We start from the raw sequence: 26,893 nt of genomic DNA, 5'->3' as shown, positions 1-26,893 counted from the left end.
CATGAACTTACCTGGTCATATAAAAAAGTTATTGCTTGAATTGTTTATTAAATTTCAAACTCATGAAAAATCACAAGCAGCCCTAAATAAGACAATAAGTGCTCATTCACAAAATTTAGGTGTGATCACCAATAAGCCATGCCCTTATTTTAATAACAACCTCGTCAATAACGAAATTTCACAACGTGATGATATTGTTTTTATTAATAGCCGCTTTCGAAGTGGTTCCACCGTGCTTTGGAATGTTTTTCGTAATATCGACACATGTACCGCTTATTACGAGCCATTTAACGAACGACGCTGGTTTGATAAACAAGCCCGTGGCGAACATGTAGATACCACACATATAGGCGTTGATGACTATTCAAAAGAGTATGATGGTCTTGAGCATTTAAATTTATTCTATCAAGAGGATTGGATCCGACACCATCTGTTTATGGATGAACAAGCATGGGATCCTAAAATGAAGGCTTACATTTGTGAATTAATTCAAAGCGCTAAGGGCCGCCCTATTTTGCAGTTTAACCGTATTGATTTTCGCTTACCTTGGCTAAAACAACACTTTCCTAACGCAAAATTTATACATTTGTATCGTCACCCTCGTGATCAATGGTTTTCATTTTTAACAGACAAAACATTGATGAATAAAGACGACGTAATTAATACTTATCAAGACGCCTTTTATTTAAATAGTTGGTGTGATGATCTAGCCAAACACTTTCCCTTTTTAGATAGTATTTATACACCGCATCCTTATCAACGTTTTTATTATTTATGGAAATTATCATTTTTATACGGGCAAAAGTTCTGTAATCAAAGCATCGCTTATGAAACTTTAAGCGCAGAGCCAATAACAACACTTACCCATTTATTTAATGAATTAAATATAGATTTAAGCTACGTAAAACAAGCTGCATCCGTATTAGAAAAGCCACGTTTAGATAAATGGAAAAAATATGCTGACAACAACTGGTTTGCAACATTAGAAGCTGAGTGTGAACATAATTTATCACTGTTTTTAACTCACCAAGAATCATAAATATGACTATAAAAAGAATAACGGTAGGATTAACAGAAGCGCACGGTATGGCGCTTGAACAAGCCCAGTATCCAAACGATGAAATAGAATATAAATTCTTAAATGTAGCACGAAAAGGCTCGCCTATTTTTCATAGTCCTATAATAGGCTACATGAGTAAATTTAATGAAAACGAATGCGATATTGTAGAAGCAATACTAAGCCCCACACACACAAAAAAACCTTGGCTATACTCTTTAGCCGTATTTCAGGAAGCTTTAGCTTTTAATATTAAAGGCATACCAATTCCAAAGTATTTACGTTGTAAGTATGCCGAATATCTATTTTCTCAAGATAACTTTAAAAAATTTTTATTTTGGAGTGAAGCTGGGAAAAGCACATTAAAAACTTATGGTAATATTACCAATCAAACTTTATGGGATAAAAGCGAAGTCGTTTATCCTGCTATTAATGCTCCTGATGAAGCTCTAGTCCAATATAAAAAAAGTGATTTTTGCCTACTATTCAGTGGTGATTTTTTCCGCAAGGGGGGGGTAAATGTTATTGATGTATTTGAACGAATACAAAAGATATACCCCTCCATTAGGCTCATCTTAGCTTGCGATGAAAATATTGACTTTAAAACTGACGACCTAGCATTAAGAAATAAATATTTAGAAAAAATCAGTAAAAGTCCTAAAATATCTATGGGTAGAATTCCTCGTAAAAGGATGCTTAAAGAAATACTTCCTCAAACCGATGTTTATTTATTACCTACTTATAATGAGGCTTTCGGCTTCGCCGTTTTAGAAGCTATGGCTTTTGGTATACCTGTTATTGCCACTAACTGTATGGCAATGCCAGAAATGATCACACAGAATGAAACCGGACTTATGATTGACACCTCTAAGTATGATTGTGAACAACTATTTAAAGGATATTATGTTAAATCTATCCCTCAAAATTTTTGTGAAGATGTTACCCATCAATTAAGTGAATATTTAACTCAAATTCTAGCTTCTGAAGACTTAAGAAGACACTTAGGCACTAAAGCTCGAGAGGTTGCAAAAAACAAATTTTCTTTTGCACAAAGACATAAGACAATGAAAAAAATTTACCGTGATGCCATCACTTAACGTCATTTTTACAGGTAGCAGTCTAAAATGAAAAAAACATTATTAATCAGTGAAGTTTTCCCCCCTGTACATGGCGGAAGCGGTCGATGGTTTTGGGAGCTATATAATCGCCTTCCTAAAAATGAATATGTTATAGCTGCTGGTGAATGTGAAGGGCAGGAGACATTCGATAAAACTCATGACCTCAATTTAACGCGATTAAACTTGACCTCAAATAAGTGGGGATTGAGAAGTATTACTGCTTTATTATTTTATTGGCGAACCTTTTGGGCACTGAAAAAAATAATTAAAACAGAAAAAATAACACATATTCATTGTGGTCGCTGTCTGCCAGAAGGCTTTATGGGGTATTTATTACATAAGTTTTCTGGTGTGCCTTATATTAGTTACATACATGGAGAAGACATAGAAGCGGCTAATACAAGCAGAGAGCTTCGATGGATTGTATCAAGGGTATTAAAGAATGCTTCAACACTCATTTGTAACAGCCAAAACAGCCAGTCTTTACTTGTTAATAATTGGCCTGTTGACCCAAAAAAAACAACGGTACTCAACCCCGGTGTAGATGCCGAACAATTTAAACCGACGACCAAGGATGAAACAATAAAAAAAGGCTTAGGATGGCATGAACGTACCGTTGTATTAACCGTTGGCCGTTTGCAAGAACGTAAAGGGCAAGACATGATGATTAAAGCGTTACCAGTAATAATCTCCAAAATACCTAACATTTTATATGCAATTGTGGGTGGGGGTGAAGAAAAAGCAAAACTAGTAGCCTTAACGAAAACATTAAACATCGAAAAGCACGTGCTATTTATGTCAGAAGTTAACGATCAGCAGATGATTGAAGCTTATCAACAATGTGATATTTTTATTTTACCTAACCGAACGGTTGGCCAAGACATTGAGGGTTTCGGTATGGTACTTGTAGAGGCTCAAGCATGTGGAAAACCTGTGATAGCAGGTAACTCGGGTGGAACAACTGAAACAATGCGACTAAACGAAACAGGATATATTATTGACTGTACACAACAGGACAATATCAGTCACACATTAATCAAACTGCTAAACAATAGGGAGTTACTTACAGATATGGGCGCACAAGCTCGGCAACATGTAGAGCTAACTCTCGATTGGAAAGTTCACACCCAAAAAGCTATTAAAATATTTGATGCAACTTAATCAGAAACTCGTTTCAAGCTCATTATTATTAGTGGTAGCAAGACTATTTGAGCGTGTATCAGGCTTAATTAGCTTACTTATTTTAGCGCGCCTTCTTACTCCGGAAGACTTCGGGGTTATCGGAATAACCGCATTAATAATATATTTTTTTGACATGCTTTCAAATATTGGTAGTGAACAATATATTATTCAAAAAGAAAAAGTAAATGAACAAGACTTGGATACCGCTTGGTCACTAGACTGCCTTCTAAAGTCTTCTTTATGGCTCCTATTATTAATATGTAGCCCCATTATTTCAACTTTTTTTAATCTACCAGAATTACAATACACAATTTATGCTCTTTCATTCATCATCTTAATGAATGCAATTAATAACCCTCAATTATTTCTACTTAAAAAGCAATTGAATTATACCGGCATATTTAAACTATTGATCATAAAAAAGATTACCGCGTTAGTTGTTGTCATTACCATTGCATATTTATATAAAAGCTTTTGGGCAATTATCATCGCAGATTTAGTGGCAAGTTTGATATATTTAATAGGGAGCTACCTTATTAAACCATACCGGCCTACATGGACTATCAAACATTACCATGCTCAGTTTGCTATCTCAAAATGGCTACTTCTAAAAGGTATTGTTGGCTACACAAGATCACAAATAGACAACCTTATTGTTTCAAAGTTTTTTAGCACAACACATTTTGGTAATTACTATATGGCAAGAGATATTGCTATGCTGCCCAATAGCAATATTCTTCAACCCGCGTTAGAACCATTGCTTGCTATATTTAGTGAAAATAAAGAAAACTCAATAGCCAATAAAATTGAAAATTCACTTATAATGGCCTCTTGCTTTATATTACCTGTTTGCTTTTACGTTTTTAATTTTTCTAATATTTTAATTAAAACGTTGCTTGGTGAACAATGGGGTTACGCCACTGAAATATTGAGTTCAATGGTATTAATCATTTTTTATTACGGTTATTTATTAATATGTGAACATGTATTAATTGCTACTAAAAAAGTAAAGTTATTGTTTTACAATGACTTATTTAGCTTAATTTGTATTATTAGTATAATAAGCACCTACCTCCTCTTAACAACTTCAAACCAAGTTACAGATATTGCTTGGATAAGAGGCGCCATTGGTATTTTCTTTACATTGGGCATGCTAATTTATTTGTATTATCTTTTCTCGTTTAACGTGTTGAAAGTCTTATCTATACTTATTTTAATCAGTCTTATTTCAATATCATCAATATATATTGCTTCTAATATTTTATCAAAAGCACAACAACATAACTGGCTAGATTTACCGCTAAGTTTAAGTGCTTTTTTGTGTGCTTATGTATTACATGCTTTCGTGTTATATTTAACCTACTACATTTATAAACGAACAATTCGATAATCAAATAAAATTTATATTTTTCAAGTTAATATAAATTTATATATACTTACGTTTTATTATTGCGACAAAAATATATAACTGAATTTACCAATGAACTATAACACTTAAAATGTCGATACAAAAAGCAAGCCTCATATCCATATCAAGCAAATATATCTCAATATCTTTACAGCTAATAAGTAGCTTTATAATTGCGAGGCTATTAACACCAGAAGAGTTTGGTCTATTCAGTATTGCCATTATATTTTTAGGTGCTACAAATGTAATAAAAGATTTTGGAATTAGTAATTACATCATAAAAGAACAATCGCTCAACCAACAAAAGGTTAGTAGTGCGTTCACATTCAGCTTAATGGTAAGTATCGCTTTATTTTTACTGCTATTAATAACGTCAACGCCGATTGCTAATTTTTACGATAACTCAAAACTTGCATTGATAATTCAAATCATTGCCACAACCATTTTAATTTCACCTGCCACTATTGTATTTTCATCAATTTTACGGAAAAACTTACAATTTAAACAGGACCTCTACTCCTCACTCTTTGCTGGTATAACAAGCGTTACAACATCAATTACACTCGCATATAATGATTACGGCGTTTTATCACTAGCACTTGGAATGGTGGCATTTTCCTTGACTGAATTAGTCGTTATTTATTATTTTCGCACACGTGAATATTCACTAAAAATCAATTTCACTGAAATACCGAATATACTGAAATACTCTAAATTTGTTGGGTTATCGTCAGTCGTTCAATACATGAGTGATAATTCCGCAGACTTAGCTGCTGGTAGTGTTTATTCTGTAGAAACAACAGGTTTGTTGAATAGAGCATCATCAACCACGTTAATATTTTCAAGACTCGTTACCGATGGCCTAAGCCCTATATTGTCACCATATTTTTCTATGATGAAAATGACAAATGTAGAAAAACAAAAGACTTACCTACGTATCACCAGTTTGTTTCTCTGTATGGCACTTCCATTCTTTTTATTTTTGGCTTATTACTCGCAAGAGATAATCACTCTAATGTTTGGTGCTCAATGGCTTCAATCAGCTGAATGGTTAGTATATTTCTGTATAGGCAAAGCCATTTTCTGTATGACACAGTTAGTCACACCTGTGTTACTTGGTTTAGGCATTTCAAAAGAAATTTTTTGGGCGAATACGTTCATGGCGACCATAAGGTTAACTTTCACGTTAATTGGTATATCTATTTCAATTGAAGTAATGCTGATATTACTTTGTATCGTAGCTCCACTAATACGTACTACAATATTTATTTGGTTATTAAACAAACATTTACATGTAGCACCTGTAAACTTTTTTAATACCATTTTAAAAGAGGTAGCGATACTTGTTTTGATTGTTGCTTTCAGTTTCATTTGTTCATTAGCACTGCCTGAATCAGACATTTCTTATGTATTCGAATGGATTATAATTATGGTTATCTGGTTCATCCTAAACCATAAAAGAGAAATAGGGTTACAACTCAAGAAAGCGTTTTAATGGTTTATATATTGATATTGATGATCGCTAAGCATGAAGGTAGAATAGTGAGCTAACTACATCATAAATTTAAATATTGTTATGTCAAATCATCGGAATGTAATCGAAGTATTTTTTATCAACATTCTAAAGGCGATGATTATATTTTATGGTATATTCACCGTTTTTTCTTGGATAATGCTTGTTGCGAATATTTCTTTCAACACATTCGCCTACGTACTTTTCCCCGTAGCGATTCTTTCAAGTGGAATTTTCTACTATTTAATTCAAAATAAAAATATAACGCCAGTAGAAAACACCCAAAGAAATAAAATTTACCAACAACCACACAACACACAGTTATTTAACTTATATTTGATCTTGGGCGCGTCGCTGTTATTTTTAACATCATTTGTTATTACATTTGTTGGTATTGAACCACACTTCACTGTTGCTTGGTTATTATTAACCGCTGGTTTTATTCCTCTTTATTTCTATATAAAACAACGTTCTTCTCATAAACCCTGCCCACCAATTAAAGCGAAAAACGAGGTAGTACCCGCACTAATTCTTGGTGTATCTCTTATTGTTTTATATTTTTACTGTGTATGGTGGGACAGTGACGACACACACTTTTTATCTTATACCGCTCGTTCTTTGCACAACCCAAACGAAATATTTGGTATGTACGATGGTATATTTAACAAAGGAGGATTGTCATTTATTTTCCCTTTGAATTTTGGGCAATCATGGGAATTACTAACCGCCTCTATCGAATACACAACAGGGTTCAGCGTTTTTACCTCTTATTACCTTGCTTTACCTGCTTTAATTTTATTCCTAACCCCTTTTTTATATATTCAAGTTATTAAGCACTACTCAAAAAGGTTTAGTTTTTTTGCTGCCATTTTTTGTATACTTTTCCTTATTGCTTGGTCGATAAATAATCATCTACATGGCATGTTTTTTATTCCTCGCATTTATCAAGGAAAAGGAGTATTACTTACTTTTTGCATGCCTCTCGTTATTTGGTGTTGGCATAACTATATAAACACCAATAACCTCACAAATAAAATTCTACTTTCATTGTCGTTAATATGTTGTGCAGGCTCTAGTACAACAGGCGCTTATATTTCTATAATTCTTCTAGGCGTTTTATATTTGGCTCATTGTATTGAAACTAACAAAATTAATATCAAACAAATGGCTGTTATCGCCTTAATTTGTTTACCAAATTTAGCCGCTCTGATGGTGATTAAAAGTAACATAGACAACTTTAAATCATATAGATATCAACAAACTCAAGCTGCAACAATGAATGAGCAACAAGCAATCGATTATAAGCCACACAAAAAAATAGAGAAAAAGCGTGATACTTCATCAATGTATTGGCTTTTTGGTGGTAATAAAAATTTATCAATAATATTGCTAATGATAGGTATTTCAGCAATTTTATGTGCTGTTAATATGAATATAAAAGAAAGCATTAAAAGTGTTAGCGTGCTTTTTATGATCTCATTTTTAACATTAAATCATTGGTTGGCTATGTTTATTGCTGAGAATATAGGGCCTCCTAATATCGTTTGGCGCCTTCATTGGGCGATGCCTCTTGTTATAATACTTGGGTTGTTTACTATTTCGCTACTACAAAGTACACAAATAATATTATCTAAAATAAACACATCATTAAAGTTACAACTAAATGCTAAAGTCATTGTGTTTTTGTCATTTATTCCTTTATTGGTAGTATCTCTTTATATAATAGAAAGAGGTTCTCCTTATATTAAACAAATTTATACCAATAAATTTCGCCCTTTCAAATATAATCACACTGCTTTTAATGTGGCAGACATTGTCGCTAAAGAAGTAACCGATGATAAACTTATTCTTGCTGACAGTCGCGTTGCTCAATTGCTACCGATGTTACCCAGAAGCAGCAAACTACTCACTTCAAGAGTACTTTACCAGCACGTTTATCCACTAACCAAAAAAGAAGTAAAGCAACATAACACGCTACAACACTACATTGATAACATAAACACACTTAAACACGATGAACTGATGACTTTGTTAATGTTAAGCAAAGCAGCTGGAGTTACAGCGTTAGTTTTTGAAAGTTCAATCTCAACAAACAAAACACTGGAAAACTATTCAAGTTATTCTTGTAGGCCGATGGCAGAACAATGGTATTTTTGTCAATAATTAACGTTCAAATATAAAAGGCAACAACAAGTGTTAAATGTATTATTATTTTTATCCAGCATTATGTATTGTTCAATGCAGGCCTTGTTCAGAAACCATGTATATGCCTTCGTACTTTATCAACTAATTTATTTTTTCTACCCTAAAAACCGCTGGTGGGGAGGCATGGTACCAGATCTTTCATACTCATTTTTTAGCGTGTTATTAATGTTCTTATGCTTATTAATTGGCTTTAAACAATATAAAAATAACCACCCATTCAAATCCAGAGAATTCAAGATTATTTATGTATTATTGGCCTATATATGGTTACTAAGCTTTTTTGCTATTCTACCGTTTTGGCATAACGACGCTCTGGTTAACTACGTAAAAATGGTTATAACCATGAGTATTGCCTACTGTCTAGTTAAAGATAAATTCGATTTAAAGCTTATTCTCCATGGCTATTTAATTGGCGCAGCTTATCTATCTTTCATGGTGTATCAAGTGGGTAGAACGTCTGGCTCTCGAGTTGAAGGTATTGGTACGGTTGACTCACCAGAAGCAAATGGCTTAGCCACAGTTATTGCTCCATCGTTAATTTTTTCCTTTTATTTTTTTTGGCGCAACCCTTCATATATCAAAAAACTATTTTATTTAGCCTGTATCGCTTTTTCAGCTAACGCCATTGTATTGATCAACAGTAGAGCCTCAATGCTTGGTATTATTGGGTGTTTTGCAATATTCTTTTTTAGAATGTACGCCTCTAAAATTCGTTTTAAAAACCAACGATTTGTTGTTATTGCTTTTATATTTTCAGGTTTAATTGGAGCAACCCAGGTAATTGACGACTCCTTCGTAGAAAGATTTAACTCTATCTTTTCTCAAAAAGTAGATGAAAACAAAGAAACAGGTGCTACACGAACGGTATTCTGGAGCGCTGCAATGGATATGGCCAAAGATTATCCGCTTGGTGTAGGTGCTCGAGGTTTTGAATACCTTGCTCCGCAATATATTCCAGAAAATGTTGCAACTGGCAAATCACGTAATAAATCTGTACACTCAACATGGTTTGAAGCAATCAGTGAATTTGGTTACATTGGTTTTAGTTTATTACTTTTAATAATATACGCTTGTTTTAGATCAATGCGGCAAGCATTAAAAATATTAAAAGCATCTAAAAACACTGAAGATTACTACTTAGTTTTAGCTATTTTTTGCGCTTTAATTTGCTACTTAATTACCGCTTCATTTATGAATAGATATAGAGCAGAAATTTTATATTGGCTATTTTTATTTGCGGCATGCATATATAAAGTGTTTGTTAGGCCGCAAAAAGGTATAAAAAATGATTAGTATTGTTTTCTCTACTTACAATGGCAATAAAACTCTGCCTTTGATGTTGGACTCTCTAATAGGCGTTAAGGAAGCATTCAGCAGTGCTTGGGAAATAATTGCAGTAAATAATAATAGCACTGATAACACCGAAGCTATTTTGAATCATTACGCAAAAAAGCTACCCATCACCATAATTAATCAAACAACACCTGGAAAAAATGCCGCACTAAATAAAGCATTACCCTTAATTAAAGGTAGCTTGATTATTTTCACTGATGATGACGTTATCGTACCTAAAAATTGGCTTGAGCAATACTGGAATGTTTCGGAAAAACACAGCGAACATGATGTGTTTGGTGGTCCCATTCGCCCTTACTGGGAAAGATCACCAAACCCAGAAATACTGACAAAAATCCCAATGGGAATTGCATTTGCCGTTCATTCAGACAAACTTACTTCTTCGCAAATGAGCCCAAGTAACCTTTGGGGGCCAAACATGGCCGTTAGAAAAGCCGTGTTAAACAAAGTAACCTTTAATGAAAATATCGGTCCAAGACCAGGTAGTTATGCTATGGGTAGTGAAACTGATTTTTTAGACCGCGTTGCACGGCATGGTTTTAAAGCATACTTCGACACAGAAATAACACTACAACACTATATTAGAGCAAATCAAATAACCCCTAAATGGCTTCATGGCAGAGCTTATAGAGCGGGAAGAGGAGCGTTACACAGTGATGTTCGTAATCAAAAGTTTACACAATACGCCACTTTATTGGGATACCCACGATGGTTAGTGTTTAAACTACTCAAGAAAAAGATAAATATATTACTAAAAAGCCTTACGAATAATGAATATCAGCTACTCGATAAAGTGTGGGATTATTACTATTGGAAAGGTTACGCAAGTGAATATAAAATCATGGAAAAACAACCGTGATCCAATATTTATTCACTAAAATTAACACATTGCATTTTTTATTGCGACGGTTAAAAAACAGCCTATTTATAAAAAAAAATAAAAACAGAGTACTATTTAACCTTGGGTACCAGTTTCAATGTGGGCAAACAAAAGCTTTTTTAAATTTAGCTCATCACTTACTTGATGAATACGATGTTTATTTTTATGCCCCTAAAAATTCACTAATACTCGATCAGCTTCACCCTGATGTTATCGTGATTAACTTTCACTATAAAGCTGGATTTTTAGCTGTTATTACTGACATTACGGGCTTTGAACTGTCCCGATACAAAAACGTAGAGAAAAACGTAATATTGTCTATTCATTCGCTACTTCAAAGTGGCCACAATATTCCACAAACTGTTATTGAATCAGCCATAGATAACGCTTCGTATATTCACTTTGTGTCCAATATTCAAAAACTTAATTTCACTGAAAACTTGAATTTACCAAAATTACATACACACAGTTTTATTATTGGAAATTACATTTCGGAAAACACCGCCAACGGCTTAACTAACACCAACAACGTAGGTATTGTTGGGCATTTAGAACGGCCATTAAAAAATGGTATACAAGCAATTGAAATAGCACAAAGCTCACTGGCAAACCAAATACATATATGGGGAGCGAAGCAAACACATAATAGTGAGAATATAACAATAAACAAAGATAAAGTTATTTTTCATGGCTGGAGTAACAATGAAAACCAACTATACCAATCATTTGATGTTTTAATTTCAACCAGCAAATCTGAAACATTTGGTTTAGTGGTTATGGAAGCATTATCACGAGGTAAGCCTTGTTTATTAAGTCCCATTCCAGCACACATTGAATTATTTAAAAACTTTCCTGGTGTGTTGTTTACCTCTGAAAACTTAAATGAAAATATAGAGAAACTAAACACTTTAATTCAAAATAAAATGCAATTAAGTCATAAAATAATCACTTACTACCAACAACATCACGCTAACAACGTTATCACCTTAAATTGGAAGAAAAAAATTCATTACATTACACAGGCTTGCCGTAATGAGCTATAAAATTACCGTACTAAAAAATAGCTTTTATTATTACCTTAATAAACTAACTTTACGGGCGAAACCAACTCAAAAAACACGTCATATTCATTTTGTTTGTACTTTTCATGAAAATACAGGCGGCAGTAGCGCCATGTGTACTTTGGCTAACACCTTAGCCGATAATATACAGGTAACATTTTATTCATACCCTGCCAGTAAATTAAATCAGCACCTCAACCGAAAGGTAAAAATAATCAATCAGCAAAATATAAATGCTAATTTTTATATTATTGATCTTTCTTGTAGTACCCAGGTTGTAAAAGCCCTTAAAGCTAGAAACAAAGAAATTATTCTTTCTATTCATGGTCTAAGAAACACAGGACATGCATTAACAGAAACACATATCAATGAAATGCTGTCTCTGGCTGATCATATACACTTTGTAAGTGATTACCAAAAAAACAATTACAACGCCCCAGCACATAAAACATTTGTTATACCCAATGCTATTCCCTATTTTCCTGTAAATAGACCACACAATAGGAAAAACGTAGGCTGTGTAGGAAACCTAGACATACCCGAAAAAAATTGTGCGCTTACAGTAAAAGCCGCCTTAAAAGCTTCAACGGTAAACGAAATACTCTTATGGGGTACAAATAAAAACTGGTCTGAAAGTGACAAAGTTAAAGCTATGGGTTGGGAACACAACAAAAGTAAAATATACAGCAGCTTTGACGTATTAGTTTTTTTAAGTGAAAGTGAAACATTTGGATTAGTCGTCGCCGAGGCATTATGCGCAGGCATCCCCTGCGTACTTTCCACAATCCCAGGCTTCGCGCAATTTGAAAACATACCCGGAGTTAAATTGGTAAACAAGAATAGCAATAACATAAATGATAGTATTGATGATATGTTAAATTATTCTCATGATGAACGAATGGTAATAGCCCAAATAGCAAAAAAAAAATTTGGCTTAGCATCAATCACAAACACATGGCTAAAAAAATTAACAAAGGATTCGTAATGAACAATATAACATTAACGCTAGTTGGTTTTATATTCACACTTTTAATGTTGCCAACTTATGCAAATAACTCAGCTGACATACTACTTGACGAGCAAAGCATTTATCTAAAATATGCTGGCGGCTTTAAGTTTCAACCTGGCACATTAGGAGCTTCTTCCATCGCCTTCTCTCAAGGAACGTTTACAGTTGAAGACAACGACAGATCTATTTACGTAGTAGGAAATGCTCAATCGCAAGCACTTGGGCAATTTAATATCCCTAAGCTATCGGCAAACCACCAAAATGTTGATGATTTTCCTGTCGCCAAAAATATCCAAACATTTTTTAAAATATTGCCTAAAGGTAAAAGCTTAAAAAAAGAAAAAATAAATCGAATTACGGGCTTAGAGTTGATAGACAACGAGTTATTTATTAACGCCATTGAATACTACGATGCTGACGCTAACAACCTTAGTACCACACTTATTCTTCGTTCACCTGAAAAGCTTAGAAAAAGTGATGTTGACGGCTTTTATCAATTACGTGGCAAAGCAAAAGCAGCAGGCTGGATGAGTAAAATTACAGACAAACCCCAACAGGAAAAACTTAAAGGCAACTACATTGTGGGTTACGCCAGTAACCCACCTATAAATGGCCGTTTAAGCATAGGACCTTCTGCATATGCTGCATACCTAGACAACTACACAGGCTTTAAAAGCAATTATAAACAAATAAATACTAAAGAAGTTTTTTCATATTCGCTAGCAAGCCCACTTCATGAAGATCTTTACAACAAAAAGCTAAATAATAAAATTTGGACTGAAGTATCTAAAGCTGTATACGGCTTCATAATACCTAACACGAATAAATATTTGGTATTAGGTTCTACCGGTGGCCACAAATTTGGTATTGGTTATAAAATAAAAGAGTCAAACGGTAATGTATGCGGAGGCCCTTGCGCGTATAAAAGTGGCGATTACAACAATTACTTTTGGCTTTGGGATTTAAACAACCTAAACGGTAGCAATACAAGTGTAGTAGATAAAAAGCTCACAAAACCTATTGCTTACGGTAACTTACCAATACATATACCCCCTAAAGAGCAAAAAAACCTAATAATAGGTGCAGACTTTAACCCTAACACAAACAGGTTATATATAATGCTTTCGCATACCGACAGAACAAGCAACCGTTTTGAACCTCAGCCTATCGTGCTAGTTTACGAATTAATATAAGTTTAGGAATAATAGATGAAAAATATTTGGTGCATTATTCCCACACTAAATAGACATAACGACATAATTAACTTAGCAGAATCATTCACTAACGTTAAAACATGTGAAGACATAACGTTATCCATTATTGTTGTTGATAACAGCCACGATGCTAACGCTAAAGAAATTGTCAGCAATGCTAACTTTAACTTTGCCACCACCTTTTTAAACGAAACAAAAAAAGGGTTAAGTAACGCAAGAAATTGCGGATTACAGTATTTAATTAAGCAAACAGAAAATATTGATTACGTCATAACAATAGACGACGACATAATAATACCAGAAAGCTTTTTGCACGACTTAAATAACGCGATTAACAGCCACTCTGAAGCAAGTATTATAGGCGGAAGAGTAGAGCTTTATAACCCTGAAGACTTACCTATCACCATTAAAACCGACAAAGAAAAACAAATATATTCAGGTGACCAATTCTTTGGCTTTATATTTGGCTGCTGTCTTGTAATAAAATACAATTTAATAAAACAAGTAGGTAAGTTTGACACCCACATGGGGGCAGGAACAAGATCTCCAGGGTCAGAAGACAGTGATTTTATCTATCGTATTTGGGCACTACACCAAGGCGATGTTGTATATATACCTGAATATTATGTTTACCATAACCATGGCCGCAGAGACCCTAACAGCTTTGCTCAATTAGCAAAAAACTATGCTATAGGACAAGGTGCTTTTTTAACAAAACATATTCTATTTAATAAAAGTAAACATGTGCTTAAACGTACATGGTGGGAACTAAATAACGACCTAAAAAAAACAAGCCCTGTATTCAATAACATGCCAAGAAAAAACAAATGGTATTATCGATTTTTAGGTTCAATAAACTACATTAAAGCACGGATAACACAATAACATTTATGAGCATTTTATCTTACCCATTCAACCCTAAATTGTTTTTACCACAAAAACACGTTTTTTTATTAAGCCACATGCGAGCACGCACAAGTGTGTTATCTCATGTTATTGGCTCCAACGAACAAATTAGAGGCTATTATGAATGCCATATCAGCTATTATTCATGGAAAAGCTTAGTAAAGCATCAATTAAAGTTTCATAAAGAACACGCAAATGTTTCAGTAGCTAAATTCTATTTCGACAAGGTTTTGCATAATCACCACCACATTGCTGACCAAGTATTAACCAGTGATAATTGCCAATTTATTTTTATGTTGCGTAAACCTGCAGACACCATTCGTAGTATTATGAAACTACATGGTTCAGACAACCCTCTGTCAGAAATAGCAGGGGCAACAAAATATTATGTTTCTCGCCTAAACGAACTGGAACAGCTATCAAAAAAAATAGCACCAAAACAAATGCTATACATTGATGCCGACGCACTTGTAGACAACACAGAGAGGTCACTTGAGATTCTAACTAGCTGGGTGGGATTAAAACAACCATTAACCCCAAGCTACAAAAGCTTTAAGCATACCGGTAAAGGGCACTACGGCGATAACTCAGCAAGCTTAACATCAGGTAGTATTATAGAAACCAAACCTGAAAACACCATAGAGCTTGATGAAAATTACTTAACACTTGCACAAAACAAATATGAGCAAGTAAAAAATGAGTTAATTCAAAAAAGCACAATAGCTATATAAAATACAAACCAATTATAAAAACCAAATAGAACGTTACCTGCAACTGAAATATTTGTGTTCTGCACAACTAATTCAGGACACTTTCCTAAAGGAATTTAACTCATACTCTACTGGGGATTTATCCCCATTAACCGTATGAAGCCTTTCTAAGTTTTAATAGCTCATATACGCTGCCACGTCATTTTTCATATGCTCACGAGTTGGTTGTGGTACTTTTAATAACCAATCATATTTTAAACTACCGAAAAACCTTTCAACAACAACGTTATCCCAACACGCGCCAACATCTCCCATGCTGGGTCTCACTCTATAATTCATCAGTAAATTGCGATAGCGCTTACTGGTATATTGCGAGCCACGATCGCTATGAAACACTAAGTCTTTAGTGTGGCTGTCTTAAATTAAAGGCTTTTATCATTGCCTTACTCACCAAGTCTGTCGTCATGCGCTTATCAATATGCCAACCAACAATACGACGAGAATATAAGTCCATCACGATTGCCAAATACATCCCCCCTTTAGCCGCTCTCAGATAAGTCACATCACCAGCCCACACCTAATTTGGCACAACAGGATGAAGTTCTGGTTCAGCAAGTTATCAGCAACAGCATCACTATGCTTACGTTTGGTTGTTACCTTGTAAGCAATTCGCTGGGTGACAATCAAGCCAAGTTTAGCCATTAGCTTTTGAACGCCATAATCGCTAACTTTAAAGCCCTCATTACATAACCGTTTTCTAAGTTCTCGATAACCTAAGCTATTTCGACTTTGCTTGAAAATCGCTTTGGCTCTTCGATATAAATTAAGCTGATCTGCTGTAATTATCTTTGCCGGACGTTTGAGCCATGCATAATAGGCTGAACGGCTTACTTCCAGGACCTTGCAAAGCTGAATCACTGAAAAATCAGAAGATAGCTGCTTATACTTTTAAACGTTACTTGATTTCCTTTAGCAAGAGGGCGCTGGCCTTTTTTTAATATCTCTTTTTCCATCCTTAGCTCTTTATTTTCCTTGCGAAGTCTGAGTAACTCAGCTCATTCATCAGTATTTAAAATAGCCCCGGATTTCTCGGATTCAAACTTGACTTTCCAGTTATAAAGCAATTTATCTGTAATGCCTAAAGACGCAGCAACCTTGGGGGCGCTATAACCTTGGTCGGTGACCAAGGCGACAGCTTCTTGTTTAAATTCAGCCGTATAATTTCTGTTTGTTCTTTTTTGTCATTTCACACCTCAATAATTGGATTATATTCCATTATTAAAGTGTCCTGTTTAATTAAAGCAGATCATTGTTATCGCCGTTTTCAAAATTGAATTAAACGAATACAAAGCACTCCCTTATGGATAGAATAAAATTAACAACTGGTTTCACCATTTTATCAGCTAAACCCAACTCAGCGACGTTAGTTTATATTGAAAAACAAAAAGCTTCATTAAAAAAGAATAATAAATAACCATACACAACAATATAAGTTATCAACTTATATGGGCTTTTAACGAAATAACGGTTGTTTACGATTAAGTTTTAGCCGTAAAATAACAAATTATATATTTTGAATTTAATAACAAAGTAGCCACCACAACTGCTTTACATTTTTATATCACGCAATTATCACTTTTAGGGAATTTTATGTCGAATTATGCAACTGAAAATGTCAATGAAATCATTGTATCACCAGCCCAACTAAACGGTACCGTAAAGGTCAGTGGCGCCAAAAATTCAGTATTGCGATTAATGGCGGCATCAATTTTAAGTGAAGAATCAATTACGCTAAAAAATTACCCTGCAACATTGCTTGATGCACAAGTACATAAAGACATGTTAGAAGTTTTAGGGAAGAAATGTACGATAAAAAATGACAACGAAATTATTATTAGTGAGGCTAGTGGCATTAAAAATAAATTAGAGTGGGATGGTCGCTCTATTCGTAACACGCTACTTATTCTAGGTAGCCTAGTTACACGAACAGGCTATGGCGCAGTTCCTTTACCAGGTGGTTGTTCTATTGGCGGTGGCGATGGTGACCGGGCATATGACTTACATGTAATGTTATTGCGAGCTCTTGGCGCTAAAGTATGGGATGAAAATGGTTATTTATGTGCTGAAGCACCCTCGGGAGGATTAGTAGGAGCTGATATTCGCCTACCTATTCGTTCTACTGGCGCCACAGAAAATGCTATTTTAGCCGGCGCTTTGGCAAATGGTATTACGCGCATTTGGAACCCCCATGTTCGCCCTGAAATACTTGACCTCATTGATATGTTAAATTCTATGGGAGCTAAAATTACCGTATATGGTCAAGAACACATTGAAGTCATTGGGCAAGAAGGTTTATTCGGAACTGTTCATGCGGTTATACCTGATAACGTTGAGGCATTAACCTGGTTAGTTGGGGCATCTGTAACTGATGGCGAAGTAGAAATTCTTGATTTCCCTTATCAACATTTAGATGTTCCGTTAATATACCTACAAGAATCAGGAGCTAAGTTTTACAGGCATAATAATTCAATGATAGTCAAAGGTTCAAAATGCTACCCTTTGGAGCTTAGTACTGGCCCTTACCCTGGTATAAATTCTGATATGCAACCTATCCTTGCTGTTTATTCAGGAAAAGCTAATGGCCAGTCTAAATTTGTCGATTTACGCTTTCCTGGCCGCTATGGTTATGCTTCTGAATTAAATAAAATGGGATTAAAGTCACGAACAGATGGAAACATGTTAATTGTAGACGGTGGTCAACCGCTTATAGGAACAACTGTTAAAGCATTAGACCTTCGTGCCGGTATAGCTTTGGCATTAGCCGGATTATTTGCCGAAGGTGAAACTCATATTCAAGATGCATGGCAAATTACGCGTGGTTATGATCGCTTTGTAGAAAAAATGACATCACTAGGCGCAAAAATAACCACAACTAAATAATGAATAAATTACCTATGATTACAGCAAGTGTGGTATCCAAACTACACTCGCTATGCCCCAACATAAAACAAAATATCTCGTTAGCAAGCATAAGCCGATGGAAAGTAGGCGGGCTTGCTAAGTGTATAGTGTCGCCAGAAAACGAAACCCAAATTTGTAACTTAATACAGTATTTATCTGCTGAAAAACTACCCTATATAGTAATAGGCTCAACCACTAATTTATTATTTTCAGATCAAGGGTTAAATGTTATCGCGATACAGCTTGGTAACCATATGGCGCACTATCGCATAGAAGAAAACAATGTGTGGTGCCAAAGTGGCATATGGGTACCTGGTTTCGCTCGTATTGTTGCAAAACACAACCTAACAGGAATTGAGCATACATGTGGTATACCCGGCACATTAGGCGGTTTAATATGCATGAATGGAGGTAGCCAACGCAAAGGTATTGGTAAGCATGTTATAAGTGTAAGAACCGTAACTCCTAATGGTGAAATTAAGCAATACACACATGACGAATGCCAATTCTCTTATCGCAGCTCCATCTTTCAGCATGGCGGTGAAATTATCGTTAGTGCTAATTTTAAGTTTCAAAATGGGCATTATTCTAAAATAAGAAAAGAGATGCTTGAAATATTAGGTTCTCGCCGAAAAAAATTCCCTCAAAAGTATCCCAATTGCGGCTCAGTCTTTGTAAGTAACCCTGCAATGTATGCTGATTATGGCCCTCCCGGTGCGGTTATTGAACAATGTGGTTTAAAAGGTACAATCAGAGGCGGGGCTTGTATATCGCCATTACATGCAAATTTCATTGTAAATCAAAATAATGCTACTGCTGACGATATATTGTATTTAATACACTTAGCTCGCACCTCAGTATTGCAAAAAACTGGCTATGACATGCCCGCAGAAGCGCATTTTATAAGCGAATCAGGCCAAATTATACCGGCTCATATCAAAGCAGACGAAGTATGGGGTAACTCATTTAATGACTAAACCAAGGTCGTTACTTACCGATGTTATATCTGTATTTAGCTCTAAAATAGTTGTACTTGTTTTAACCTTTTTAGGCTCTGTTGTATTAGCAAGAGCATTAAGCCCTGAAGGGCGAGGTATATTAGCTGCCGCCCTGATATACCCACAATTACTTCTCGCCCTTACCGAGGGAGGAATGCGCCAAGCCGCTATTTATTATATTGGTCAAAAAAAGGCCGACAAAACAGAAGTTATCGGTGCATTATTTTCTTATATACTTTTAGCAAGTATTGGTGGTTCATTATTAATTTATAGTTTAATGGCTTGGTTTGGTACTGAATTTTTTGATAATGCAATGATGATAGTTACCGCATTAATTTTACCAACATCACTTGCTGTTAACGCATTAAAAGGTGTGTTTTTAGGTAATCAAAACATTAAAACCTTTTCCAAAATTTTATGGGTGCAAAAGCTATTTTACGTTATTGCCATTTTCATCTTGTTTTTATTAAATGCCTTGACTATTTTTAGTGCTATTGTTGTAACCGCACTAGCGGCTTTATTTAATGTTTTACAAGCACTTTATTACCTCCAAAAAGATAAACAACTAAACTGCAGTTTTAATAAAACCACCCTTATTTCAATGCTAAAAATGGGTATAGTTTATGCGGTAGCTTTATTTTTGATTACCGCTAATTATAAAATTGATATTTTCTTATTGGGCTTATTAAGCACTCCCGAGCAAATTGGTAACTACGTGATAGCTGTTCAAATAGGCGAATTAGCTTGGCAGCTTCCTGCTGCAGTAACCGTTGTAATGTTAGCCAAAAGTGCCAACTCCAAAGGAGGGGAAGTTATATCGCAAGTCTGTCAAGCCTCCCGCTTAACCATCACCATTACATTGTTTGTTCTATTGGGGCTTTTATTTATTTCATACTTTCTCATTACGCCTATTTTTGGTGACGATTATAAAGGCGCTTATGAAATGCTGCTTTATCTTGCTCCTGGGTTACTACTTGCCACTATTTTTAAATCAATCAATACCTATTTTGCAGGTCAAGGAAAACCTCATTTTGCTTTAATCATTATGGGGATATCGGTAACGGTTAATGTAATTTTTAATTATATTTTAATACCTGTTTATGGCGCCAAAGGCGCAGCAATAGCCTCATCCTTAAGTTATTCTCTGTCAGCAATTATTTCCCTTTACTATTTTACTAAGCACACGAACTCAAAAATTTTAAAAATCTTATTTATCAATAAGCAAGATATACACATGTCCATAACTAACCTTAAGAGAAAACTATAAAACATGTTAAGCACAATATTTAATTTTATAATTACAGGATTTTCCATTGAGTACCTTTACTCTCGAGCAAGAAATGCGTATATAAAAAAAGGGATACATAAATACCTTTCGCTATATTTAACAAAAAAAATTCAGAGAAAATTTGCATGTTATTTATCCCCCATGGCAAAGGTAGGAAATAATGTGTTATTCAAGCACCCTGTCGGTATAATTATTGGTGAAGGCGTAGAGTTGGGCAATAATGTGACTATTTATCAAAATGTCACATTGGGTGCGGCTAGGGTTGGTGAATTAACAGAATCTCGATATCCAATAATAGGGGATAACGTTATCATATTTGCCGGCGCAAAACTCATTGGTAACATCCATATTGGTAAAAATGTAACCATTGGGGCAAACGCAGTAGTATTAGAAGATGTACCTGATAACTGCATCGCTGTAGGTATACCCGCTAAAATCAAGAAAAATAATTCTATTTGAAAAATTTACGATTAAATTTAAATTCTCTCCAAGGTAATACACCAATGTTCGCTAACTATCCCATCCATTATTTTTTTAAAACTAACAATAAATTAAGGAAGTAACTTGAAAAAGTATGTTTTAGTCATAGGTGGCACCAAATTCTCTGGTGCAGAAAAAAGGTTAATTCAAACGGCTAGATTACTTAAGGCTCAACATAACCTTGATGTTCGCCTAATTATGCGCGAAAGTTTAATGAATTCTTTAACGTATAATAAAAATATGTTTATTTCGAAAAGTGAATTAGAAAGCTTTAGTAAAATATTTACCATTAAAGATCAGATTTTTGGAAAAAAATACAACCTTTTATATAAAATATCTCGTTTAAAATTTCTATTCTTGCCTCAAGTGTTTTGGGGTAAATATGTACATATAGCATTATTAAGTCCTTTTATGTTTCCTACACTTCTTTTCGCTAAAAGAGTGTTTTTTGAAATTACGAGTCCAGATATAGCAGAGCAAAATTTTGTTAAGTCTCTTTTGAAGTTAAAGCTAGAAAAATTTAAATTAATTTCGGTCAGTGAAAGCGTGAATAACAAATTATTTGGCATTACCAATATTGATAAAATAAAATTTAATGAACGAGTAAAAGGCCGTACTCGACCTTATTCTGAAGTTGAATGTGTGGAAGAAGATGTTATATCAGAAAAGAACAATACGGTTATATATGCCCACCGCCTTCTAAAAAGAAAAAATCCAGATATAGCTACAAAGGTTTTTAAGAGGCTTGCTATTGAATTTCCAACATGGGAATTTCGAATTTATGGTGACGGGCCACTCAAAAAAGATATTGATGAGTCAATGCTAGGGTGTAACAGCAATGTATCCTCCTCTGGCTACTCCAACGATATGAAAATGCTATTACAAAAAGCTAAAATTTTCATCAGTATTATTGAACCGGATAGTTACCCTTCTCAATCGGTTATAGAGGCATTGAGCCAGGGATGCGCAGTAGTGATTGGGAATGTAGGGTATGGCGCAAAAACATTTGTAAAAGGTAATGGATTCGCTTGTGAAATAAATGAAGATGATGTTTATGCGCAGTTAAAAAAAATACTTTTAATGCGTGAAGCTGAAATAAACCAATTGTGTTTGAATTCTATAAAACTAAAAGAAAAAGAATTTTCTTTGGATAAATATATATCAGAGAGCTACGATATTATTTTCAACTAATAGAGAGATGTTGAATTACCAATATGGGTATAACTGTGGTTCTGTAAAGAAATCAGGACACTTACATCAAAGCTTAAAACTGGAATAGATCATATAATGCAATACAGAGAAGATATTAATGGCCTAAGAGCAATAGCTGTATTGCCTATAGTTTTATTTCATGCTGGCATAGAAACCATGACTGGCGGCTTCATTGGCGTTGATATCTTTTTTGTTATCTCTGGCTACTTAATTTCAAAAATAATCATTAGTGAACTCAAAGATGACAAGTTTCGTTTAATAGAGTTTTATAAACGCAGAACTATTCGTATTTTCCCTGCGTTATTATTTATGCTTTCAGCATTACTTACGGCAAGCCTTTTTTTAAGCCTACCCTCCGAGCTCGCTCAACTTAATAATAGCGTTATCGCAACATCCTTTTCTTTATCGAATATATACTTTTGGTTCGTAACTGATTATTTTAGCCCTGCTGCAGAGCTACAGCCTCTCTTGCATACTTGGTCATTAGGTATAGAAGAGCAATTTTATCTCTTTTATCCTATTATTTTGTTATTAATACATAAATATTTCAATAAACGTTACACCATATTTATTGTCTCTATAATAATTATTTCATTAATGCTTAGCTGGTTTTTATCCTTTAAAGATGCAGAAGCTGGTTTTTATTTATTGCCAAGCAGGGCATGGGAACTCGCTTTAGGTGGGTTAGTAGCGATTAATTTCTTCCCTAAAGTAAAATCAGCGAAAATAATCAATGCTCTGTTTTTATTTGGATTGACATGTATATTTATAGGCTTGTTTTGGATTAAACCTAGCTATAGCTTCCCTTTCCCTTGGGCGTTAATTCCTTGTTTGGGAACCTTTGTGCTTCTTGCGTATGGCGATAACGCCTCTTTTAGCAAGCTACTCTCATTTACACCATTACAATTTACAGGGAAAATTTCGTATTCCCTTTATTTATGGCACTGGCCTATTATTACCTTATATCGCATTGAAACAGGTATCGAACTTGATCTATTAGAAACCATTAGCTTAGTCACCACCTCTTTTATTTTTGCAATAATATCTTATTATTTAGTTGAGCGTTTTTTTCTAAAAAAATATAAAAAATCGAGTGCCGCTAAGAATATAGTAATGACCGGCATATTAGCTTTAGCTTTATTCTGCATATGTTCCAGCTTTTTTATCAAAAATATCGAAAAATTCAGAGCGACTCCAGAAAGCGTACTACGGGTCGATTCTTTTAACGATTACAGAGAAACTAGTGATTACCTATATCAATTTCGAACTGGCTCTCCTTGTTTTAGAGGTTCCGAACACAGACATATTCCTTTTGATACAAACCTTTGTGTTTTACCTCAAGAGAATACAAGAAATATAGTTGTCTTGGGGGATAGCCACGCTGCACAACTTTGGCGAGCATTTAAATTAAAATACTCTGAGGCTAATGTCATGCAAGCAACGGCTTCAGGATGTAGACCCTTACTCGAAGGTAAAGGCGCAGATTATTGCTTAGAAGTAGTAAAGTACGTATTAGGGCCTATGCTAAAAAACAACTCTTTTGATACGATTATTTTATCCGGTCGATGGAGAAGTAATGAGATCACTCTATTAAAAGAAACGGTAAGTTTTCTTATCCAAAGTGGCATCAAGGTTATTGTTATAGGTAGTACCGTTGAATATCATGGTGAGTTTCCAGCACTTTTAGCGAGGGCGTTAAAGAAAAATGATCTGCAATTTATACACAGTAAACGAGATAAAAACAAAGAACAGCTAGATTTAAAGATCAAATCTGCAACCTTAAGTGCAGGCGGGCATTTCATTTCACTACATGAAAGTGAATGCCCACTTGGAAACTGTAAGTTAACTACAGATGACAATTCACCAATGCATTTTGATTATGGACATCTAACGCTTTCTGCAGCCAAATGGCATATATCGAGGATGGATGATTTTTAGCGATTTTATTTGTTTAAGAATATTTTGCTCTATGCAGAGAATATGCTCAAAACGATAACGGACAAGGCTTAATTTAATCAAAAGATTGACCATAAAACCATAAATAACCTATTACCATGCTTTAATTTATTAAGTGAGCTACATTTGCAATTTAGAAAAGATATAAATGGACTTAGGGCTATTGCTGTTACAGCTGTTGTGCTATTTCACTTTAATGCATCATGGATGCCTGGTGGTTATGCTGGGGTAGATGTATTTTTTGTTATTTCTGGTTTTTTGATGACCAGAATAATCTTCAGAGGGATAGAGCAAGAAAATTTTTCTATTTTGAAATTTTATATTGCAAGAGCAAATAGAATAATACCTGCATTAGCCATTCTTTGTCTGGTTTTACTTATTTTTGGTTGGCTCTATCTAAGCCCAACAGACTACAAAGCATTAGGCAAACACGTTGGCAGCAGCATTGGGTTTTGGTCAAATATCGTTTATTGGAGTGAATCTGGCTACTTTGACGCTTCATCACACGAAAAATGGCTATTACATACTTGGTCATTATCTGCTGAATGGCAATTCTACATAATCTACCCACTAGTAATAGTCGCTATACGAAAGTTTTTTCCTATACGAGCAATGAAGGCTACTGTGTTAGTTGGAGCGCTAATAGGCTTCATCTTCTGCGTCATAGCTACCTATAAATGGCCTGATTTTTCTTATTTCTCATTACCTACAAGAGCGTGGGAAATGTTGCTTGGCGGTGTTGCTTACCTTTACCCTATTGTTTTAAAAGAAGAGCAAAAAAAACGCTTAGAATGGTTCGGATTGGCTTTAATTATAGGTTCTTATTTTTTTATATCCAAAGAAACCCCTTGGCCTGGTTATTTAGCATTATTTCCCGTTTTAGGGGCATTCCTTATAATTCAAGCACAGAGTAATGATAGCTTTATTACCAGTAATATCATTTCCCAAAAAATAGGAAGCTGGTCTTATTCAATCTACTTATGGCATTGGCCACTCGTTGTTTCTATTTATTACTTTTCGTTAAATCAGGCATACAGTTACTTGGGAATTATTTTATCGGTACTACTTGGTTTTTTGAGTCATAAATATATTGAAAGAATTAAGTTTAGAAGTGATTTCACCCGTTCTTTTGGCTATTTAACATGCAAGCCTTTGCTCATATCCATTCTACTTATGTTGTCGAGTAGCTTTATCTATAAATACCCCGATATTATTTATTATCATATACCAAAAGATATATTTTATGGGATGACTGTAGATAAAAATACGGATGACAATGGAAAGTATACTTGGGATAAGCATAGGAAGTTAAATAAAAAACAATCTTTTACACAAGACAAATTAAAAGTTCTTATAATCGGGGATTCTCAAGCTGGCGATTTCATAAACATCTTATATGAAACAGGTATTAGCAATGATACCGATGTGATATCAAGAATTATAAGCAAGCGATGCGGAGTTTTTTACTTGGATATCGAGACACTGGATCAGCTATTTAATAATCAAAAGAGTAAGCCTAGTAAGAAAATTCGTGAAAAATGTCGCCTGTCTATGTCAAGAATTATTGAAGGTATTGAGATTGAAGACGCTGATATTATTATTTTGGCTATGCAGTGGAGTGATGAAAATGTTCCTTTCATTTTAAAATCTTTGTCTAATATTAGACAAAAGAATATAACATCGGGGGTCTATCTTATAGGTGGAAAGGCTTTCGACGAAAATATACCAACGATGCTGTATAATTCATATTCAATCGGTATGAATATAAATAACTATGCTTTTAATAAGGTAGGGAGGAGTGGTATCGTGAATTATCAATATCAAAATGATATTTTCGAGAAAGCACAAGCTTCTATTGATGTAAACTATATCAACATGACTAATATTTTGTGTGAGAACAAGGCATGCTCTGTCGTGAACACAAATAACGAACCATATTACTATGATAGCGGTCATTTGACTCAAATAGGAGCTAAGTACTTAGGTGAAAAAATAAAGTCTAAACAGATACTCCCTTTATCGTTATATTCTAAATAATTAGTGGCTAACGCTTTTAGTACATATTCAAAACATGATCTCATTGAAAACTAACTTGATATTAGCTTGCCATATTGTCTTTGATTAGTACTACTTTAGGGCTGGGTTTAGCAAAAAGCGTTCAGGATCTGTTGTTATGAGTGGTACGAAAGGTATGGTCTTGAAATCCTTTTTCACATCTAATAACACTAAAGTGATTAAAGATTTCAGTTCAAATCGACCCTGTAACACATTTTGTGTAACTGCCAAGTTTAAATAACATCTTTCAAACGGTCTTCGAATTCAATCATAAATCGATTCAAGGCCGTTTTCCAATTTCTTATCGGCATCGTCCATTTTTTAGAT

Annotated in this window: 20 protein-coding genes and 1 pseudogene; 20 read left to right on the top strand and 1 reads right to left on the bottom strand. The window is 34.5% G+C overall.

Annotated features, from left to right (window positions below; translation table 11 throughout):
• Position 1: 1 nt before the first annotated feature.
• From ACSLUO_RS15250 to ACSLUO_RS15190, 13 genes are all read left to right on the top strand, one after another.
• Positions 2–1,039, top strand: a complete 1,038-nt coding sequence (locus tag ACSLUO_RS15250; protein ID WP_448249778.1) for a sulfotransferase — start codon at positions 2–4, stop codon at positions 1,037–1,039.
• A 2-nt stretch (positions 1,040–1,041) separates the two neighbouring features.
• On the top strand, positions 1,042–2,154 hold the full coding sequence (locus ACSLUO_RS15245) for a glycosyltransferase family 4 protein (RefSeq protein WP_448249776.1): 1,113 nt from the start codon (positions 1,042–1,044) through the stop codon (positions 2,152–2,154).
• Between the two features lie 27 nt (positions 2,155–2,181).
• Positions 2,182–3,336: a glycosyltransferase family 4 protein gene (locus ACSLUO_RS15240; RefSeq protein ID WP_448249775.1), complete on the top strand. Its 1,155-nt coding sequence runs from the start codon at positions 2,182–2,184 to the stop codon at positions 3,334–3,336.
• On the top strand, positions 3,326–4,747 hold the full coding sequence (locus ACSLUO_RS15235) for an oligosaccharide flippase family protein (protein WP_448249773.1): 1,422 nt from the start codon (positions 3,326–3,328) through the stop codon (positions 4,745–4,747). The genes ACSLUO_RS15240 and ACSLUO_RS15235 overlap by 11 nt, the downstream gene beginning before the upstream one ends.
• A 109-nt stretch (positions 4,748–4,856) precedes the next feature.
• Positions 4,857–6,260, top strand: coding sequence for an oligosaccharide flippase family protein (locus ACSLUO_RS15230; protein ID WP_448249772.1), 1,404 nt, complete (start codon positions 4,857–4,859; stop codon positions 6,258–6,260).
• An 81-nt stretch (positions 6,261–6,341) separates the two neighbouring features.
• Entirely contained in the window at positions 6,342–8,441 is a 2,100-nt protein-coding gene (locus ACSLUO_RS15225; protein ID WP_448249770.1) for a DUF6077 domain-containing protein, read from the top strand.
• A gap of 30 nt (positions 8,442–8,471) precedes the next feature.
• On the top strand, positions 8,472–9,776 hold the full coding sequence (locus ACSLUO_RS15220; protein ID WP_448249768.1) for an O-antigen ligase family protein: 1,305 nt from the start codon (positions 8,472–8,474) through the stop codon (positions 9,774–9,776).
• Positions 9,769–10,695 (top strand): glycosyltransferase family 2 protein, encoded by a 927-nt coding sequence (locus tag ACSLUO_RS15215; RefSeq protein WP_448249766.1) that lies wholly within the window; start codon positions 9,769–9,771, stop codon positions 10,693–10,695. The genes ACSLUO_RS15220 and ACSLUO_RS15215 overlap by 8 nt, the downstream gene beginning before the upstream one ends.
• Positions 10,692–11,759: a glycosyltransferase gene (locus tag ACSLUO_RS15210; protein WP_448249764.1), complete on the top strand. Its 1,068-nt coding sequence runs from the start codon at positions 10,692–10,694 to the stop codon at positions 11,757–11,759. Before ACSLUO_RS15215 ends, ACSLUO_RS15210 begins: the two co-directional genes overlap by 4 nt.
• Positions 11,749–12,762 carry a glycosyltransferase family 4 protein gene (locus ACSLUO_RS15205; protein ID WP_448249762.1) on the top strand — a complete coding sequence of 338 codons (1,014 nt, stop codon included), beginning with the start codon at positions 11,749–11,751 and terminating at the stop codon, positions 12,760–12,762. The genes ACSLUO_RS15210 and ACSLUO_RS15205 overlap by 11 nt, the downstream gene beginning before the upstream one ends.
• A complete protein-coding gene (locus ACSLUO_RS15200; RefSeq protein WP_448249760.1) occupies positions 12,732–13,979 on the top strand; it encodes a hypothetical protein in 1,248 nt (415 codons plus the stop codon). Before ACSLUO_RS15205 ends, ACSLUO_RS15200 begins: the two co-directional genes overlap by 31 nt.
• Before the next feature lie 15 nt (positions 13,980–13,994).
• The gene (locus ACSLUO_RS15195) at positions 13,995–14,885 is read left to right on the top strand and encodes a glycosyltransferase family 2 protein (protein ID WP_448249758.1); all 891 of its coding nucleotides are present in this window, start codon (positions 13,995–13,997) and stop codon (positions 14,883–14,885) included.
• Between the two features lie 5 nt (positions 14,886–14,890).
• A complete protein-coding gene (locus ACSLUO_RS15190) occupies positions 14,891–15,637 on the top strand; it encodes a sulfotransferase (protein ID WP_448249757.1) in 747 nt (248 codons plus the stop codon).
• A 72-nt stretch (positions 15,638–15,709) separates the two neighbouring features.
• Here the strand turns inward: ACSLUO_RS15190 and ACSLUO_RS15185 are convergent.
• Positions 15,710–16,803: pseudogene (locus tag ACSLUO_RS15185) on the bottom strand (IS3 family transposase).
• A 463-nt stretch (positions 16,804–17,266) separates the two neighbouring features.
• Here ACSLUO_RS15185 and ACSLUO_RS15180 point away from each other — a divergent pair.
• From ACSLUO_RS15180 to ACSLUO_RS15150, 7 genes are all read left to right on the top strand, one after another.
• Positions 17,267–18,556: a UDP-N-acetylglucosamine 1-carboxyvinyltransferase gene (locus ACSLUO_RS15180; protein ID WP_448249755.1), complete on the top strand. Its 1,290-nt coding sequence runs from the start codon at positions 17,267–17,269 to the stop codon at positions 18,554–18,556.
• Positions 18,556–19,554: a UDP-N-acetylmuramate dehydrogenase gene (gene murB / locus ACSLUO_RS15175; protein ID WP_448249753.1), complete on the top strand. Its 999-nt coding sequence runs from the start codon at positions 18,556–18,558 to the stop codon at positions 19,552–19,554. Before ACSLUO_RS15180 ends, murB begins: the two co-directional genes overlap by 1 nt.
• Positions 19,547–20,842 carry an oligosaccharide flippase family protein gene (locus ACSLUO_RS15170; RefSeq protein WP_448249751.1) on the top strand — a complete coding sequence of 432 codons (1,296 nt, stop codon included), beginning with the start codon at positions 19,547–19,549 and terminating at the stop codon, positions 20,840–20,842. The genes murB and ACSLUO_RS15170 overlap by 8 nt, the downstream gene beginning before the upstream one ends.
• Before the next feature lie 3 nt (positions 20,843–20,845).
• Positions 20,846–21,322: a serine O-acetyltransferase gene (locus ACSLUO_RS15165; protein ID WP_448249749.1), complete on the top strand. Its 477-nt coding sequence runs from the start codon at positions 20,846–20,848 to the stop codon at positions 21,320–21,322.
• A gap of 105 nt (positions 21,323–21,427) precedes the next feature.
• The gene (locus ACSLUO_RS15160; RefSeq protein ID WP_448249747.1) at positions 21,428–22,534 is read left to right on the top strand and encodes a glycosyltransferase family 4 protein; all 1,107 of its coding nucleotides are present in this window, start codon (positions 21,428–21,430) and stop codon (positions 22,532–22,534) included.
• Between the two features lie 96 nt (positions 22,535–22,630).
• Positions 22,631–24,493 (top strand): acyltransferase family protein, encoded by a 1,863-nt coding sequence (locus ACSLUO_RS15155; protein ID WP_448249745.1) that lies wholly within the window; start codon positions 22,631–22,633, stop codon positions 24,491–24,493.
• 144 nt (positions 24,494–24,637) lie between these two features.
• Positions 24,638–26,548, top strand: a complete 1,911-nt coding sequence (locus ACSLUO_RS15150; RefSeq protein ID WP_448249743.1) for an acyltransferase family protein — start codon at positions 24,638–24,640, stop codon at positions 26,546–26,548.
• Positions 26,549–26,893 lie beyond the last annotated feature (345 nt).

It is taken from the genome of Thalassotalea agariperforans (assembly GCF_053470345.1).
This window is presented reverse-complemented; position numbering and strand designations above follow the sequence as displayed.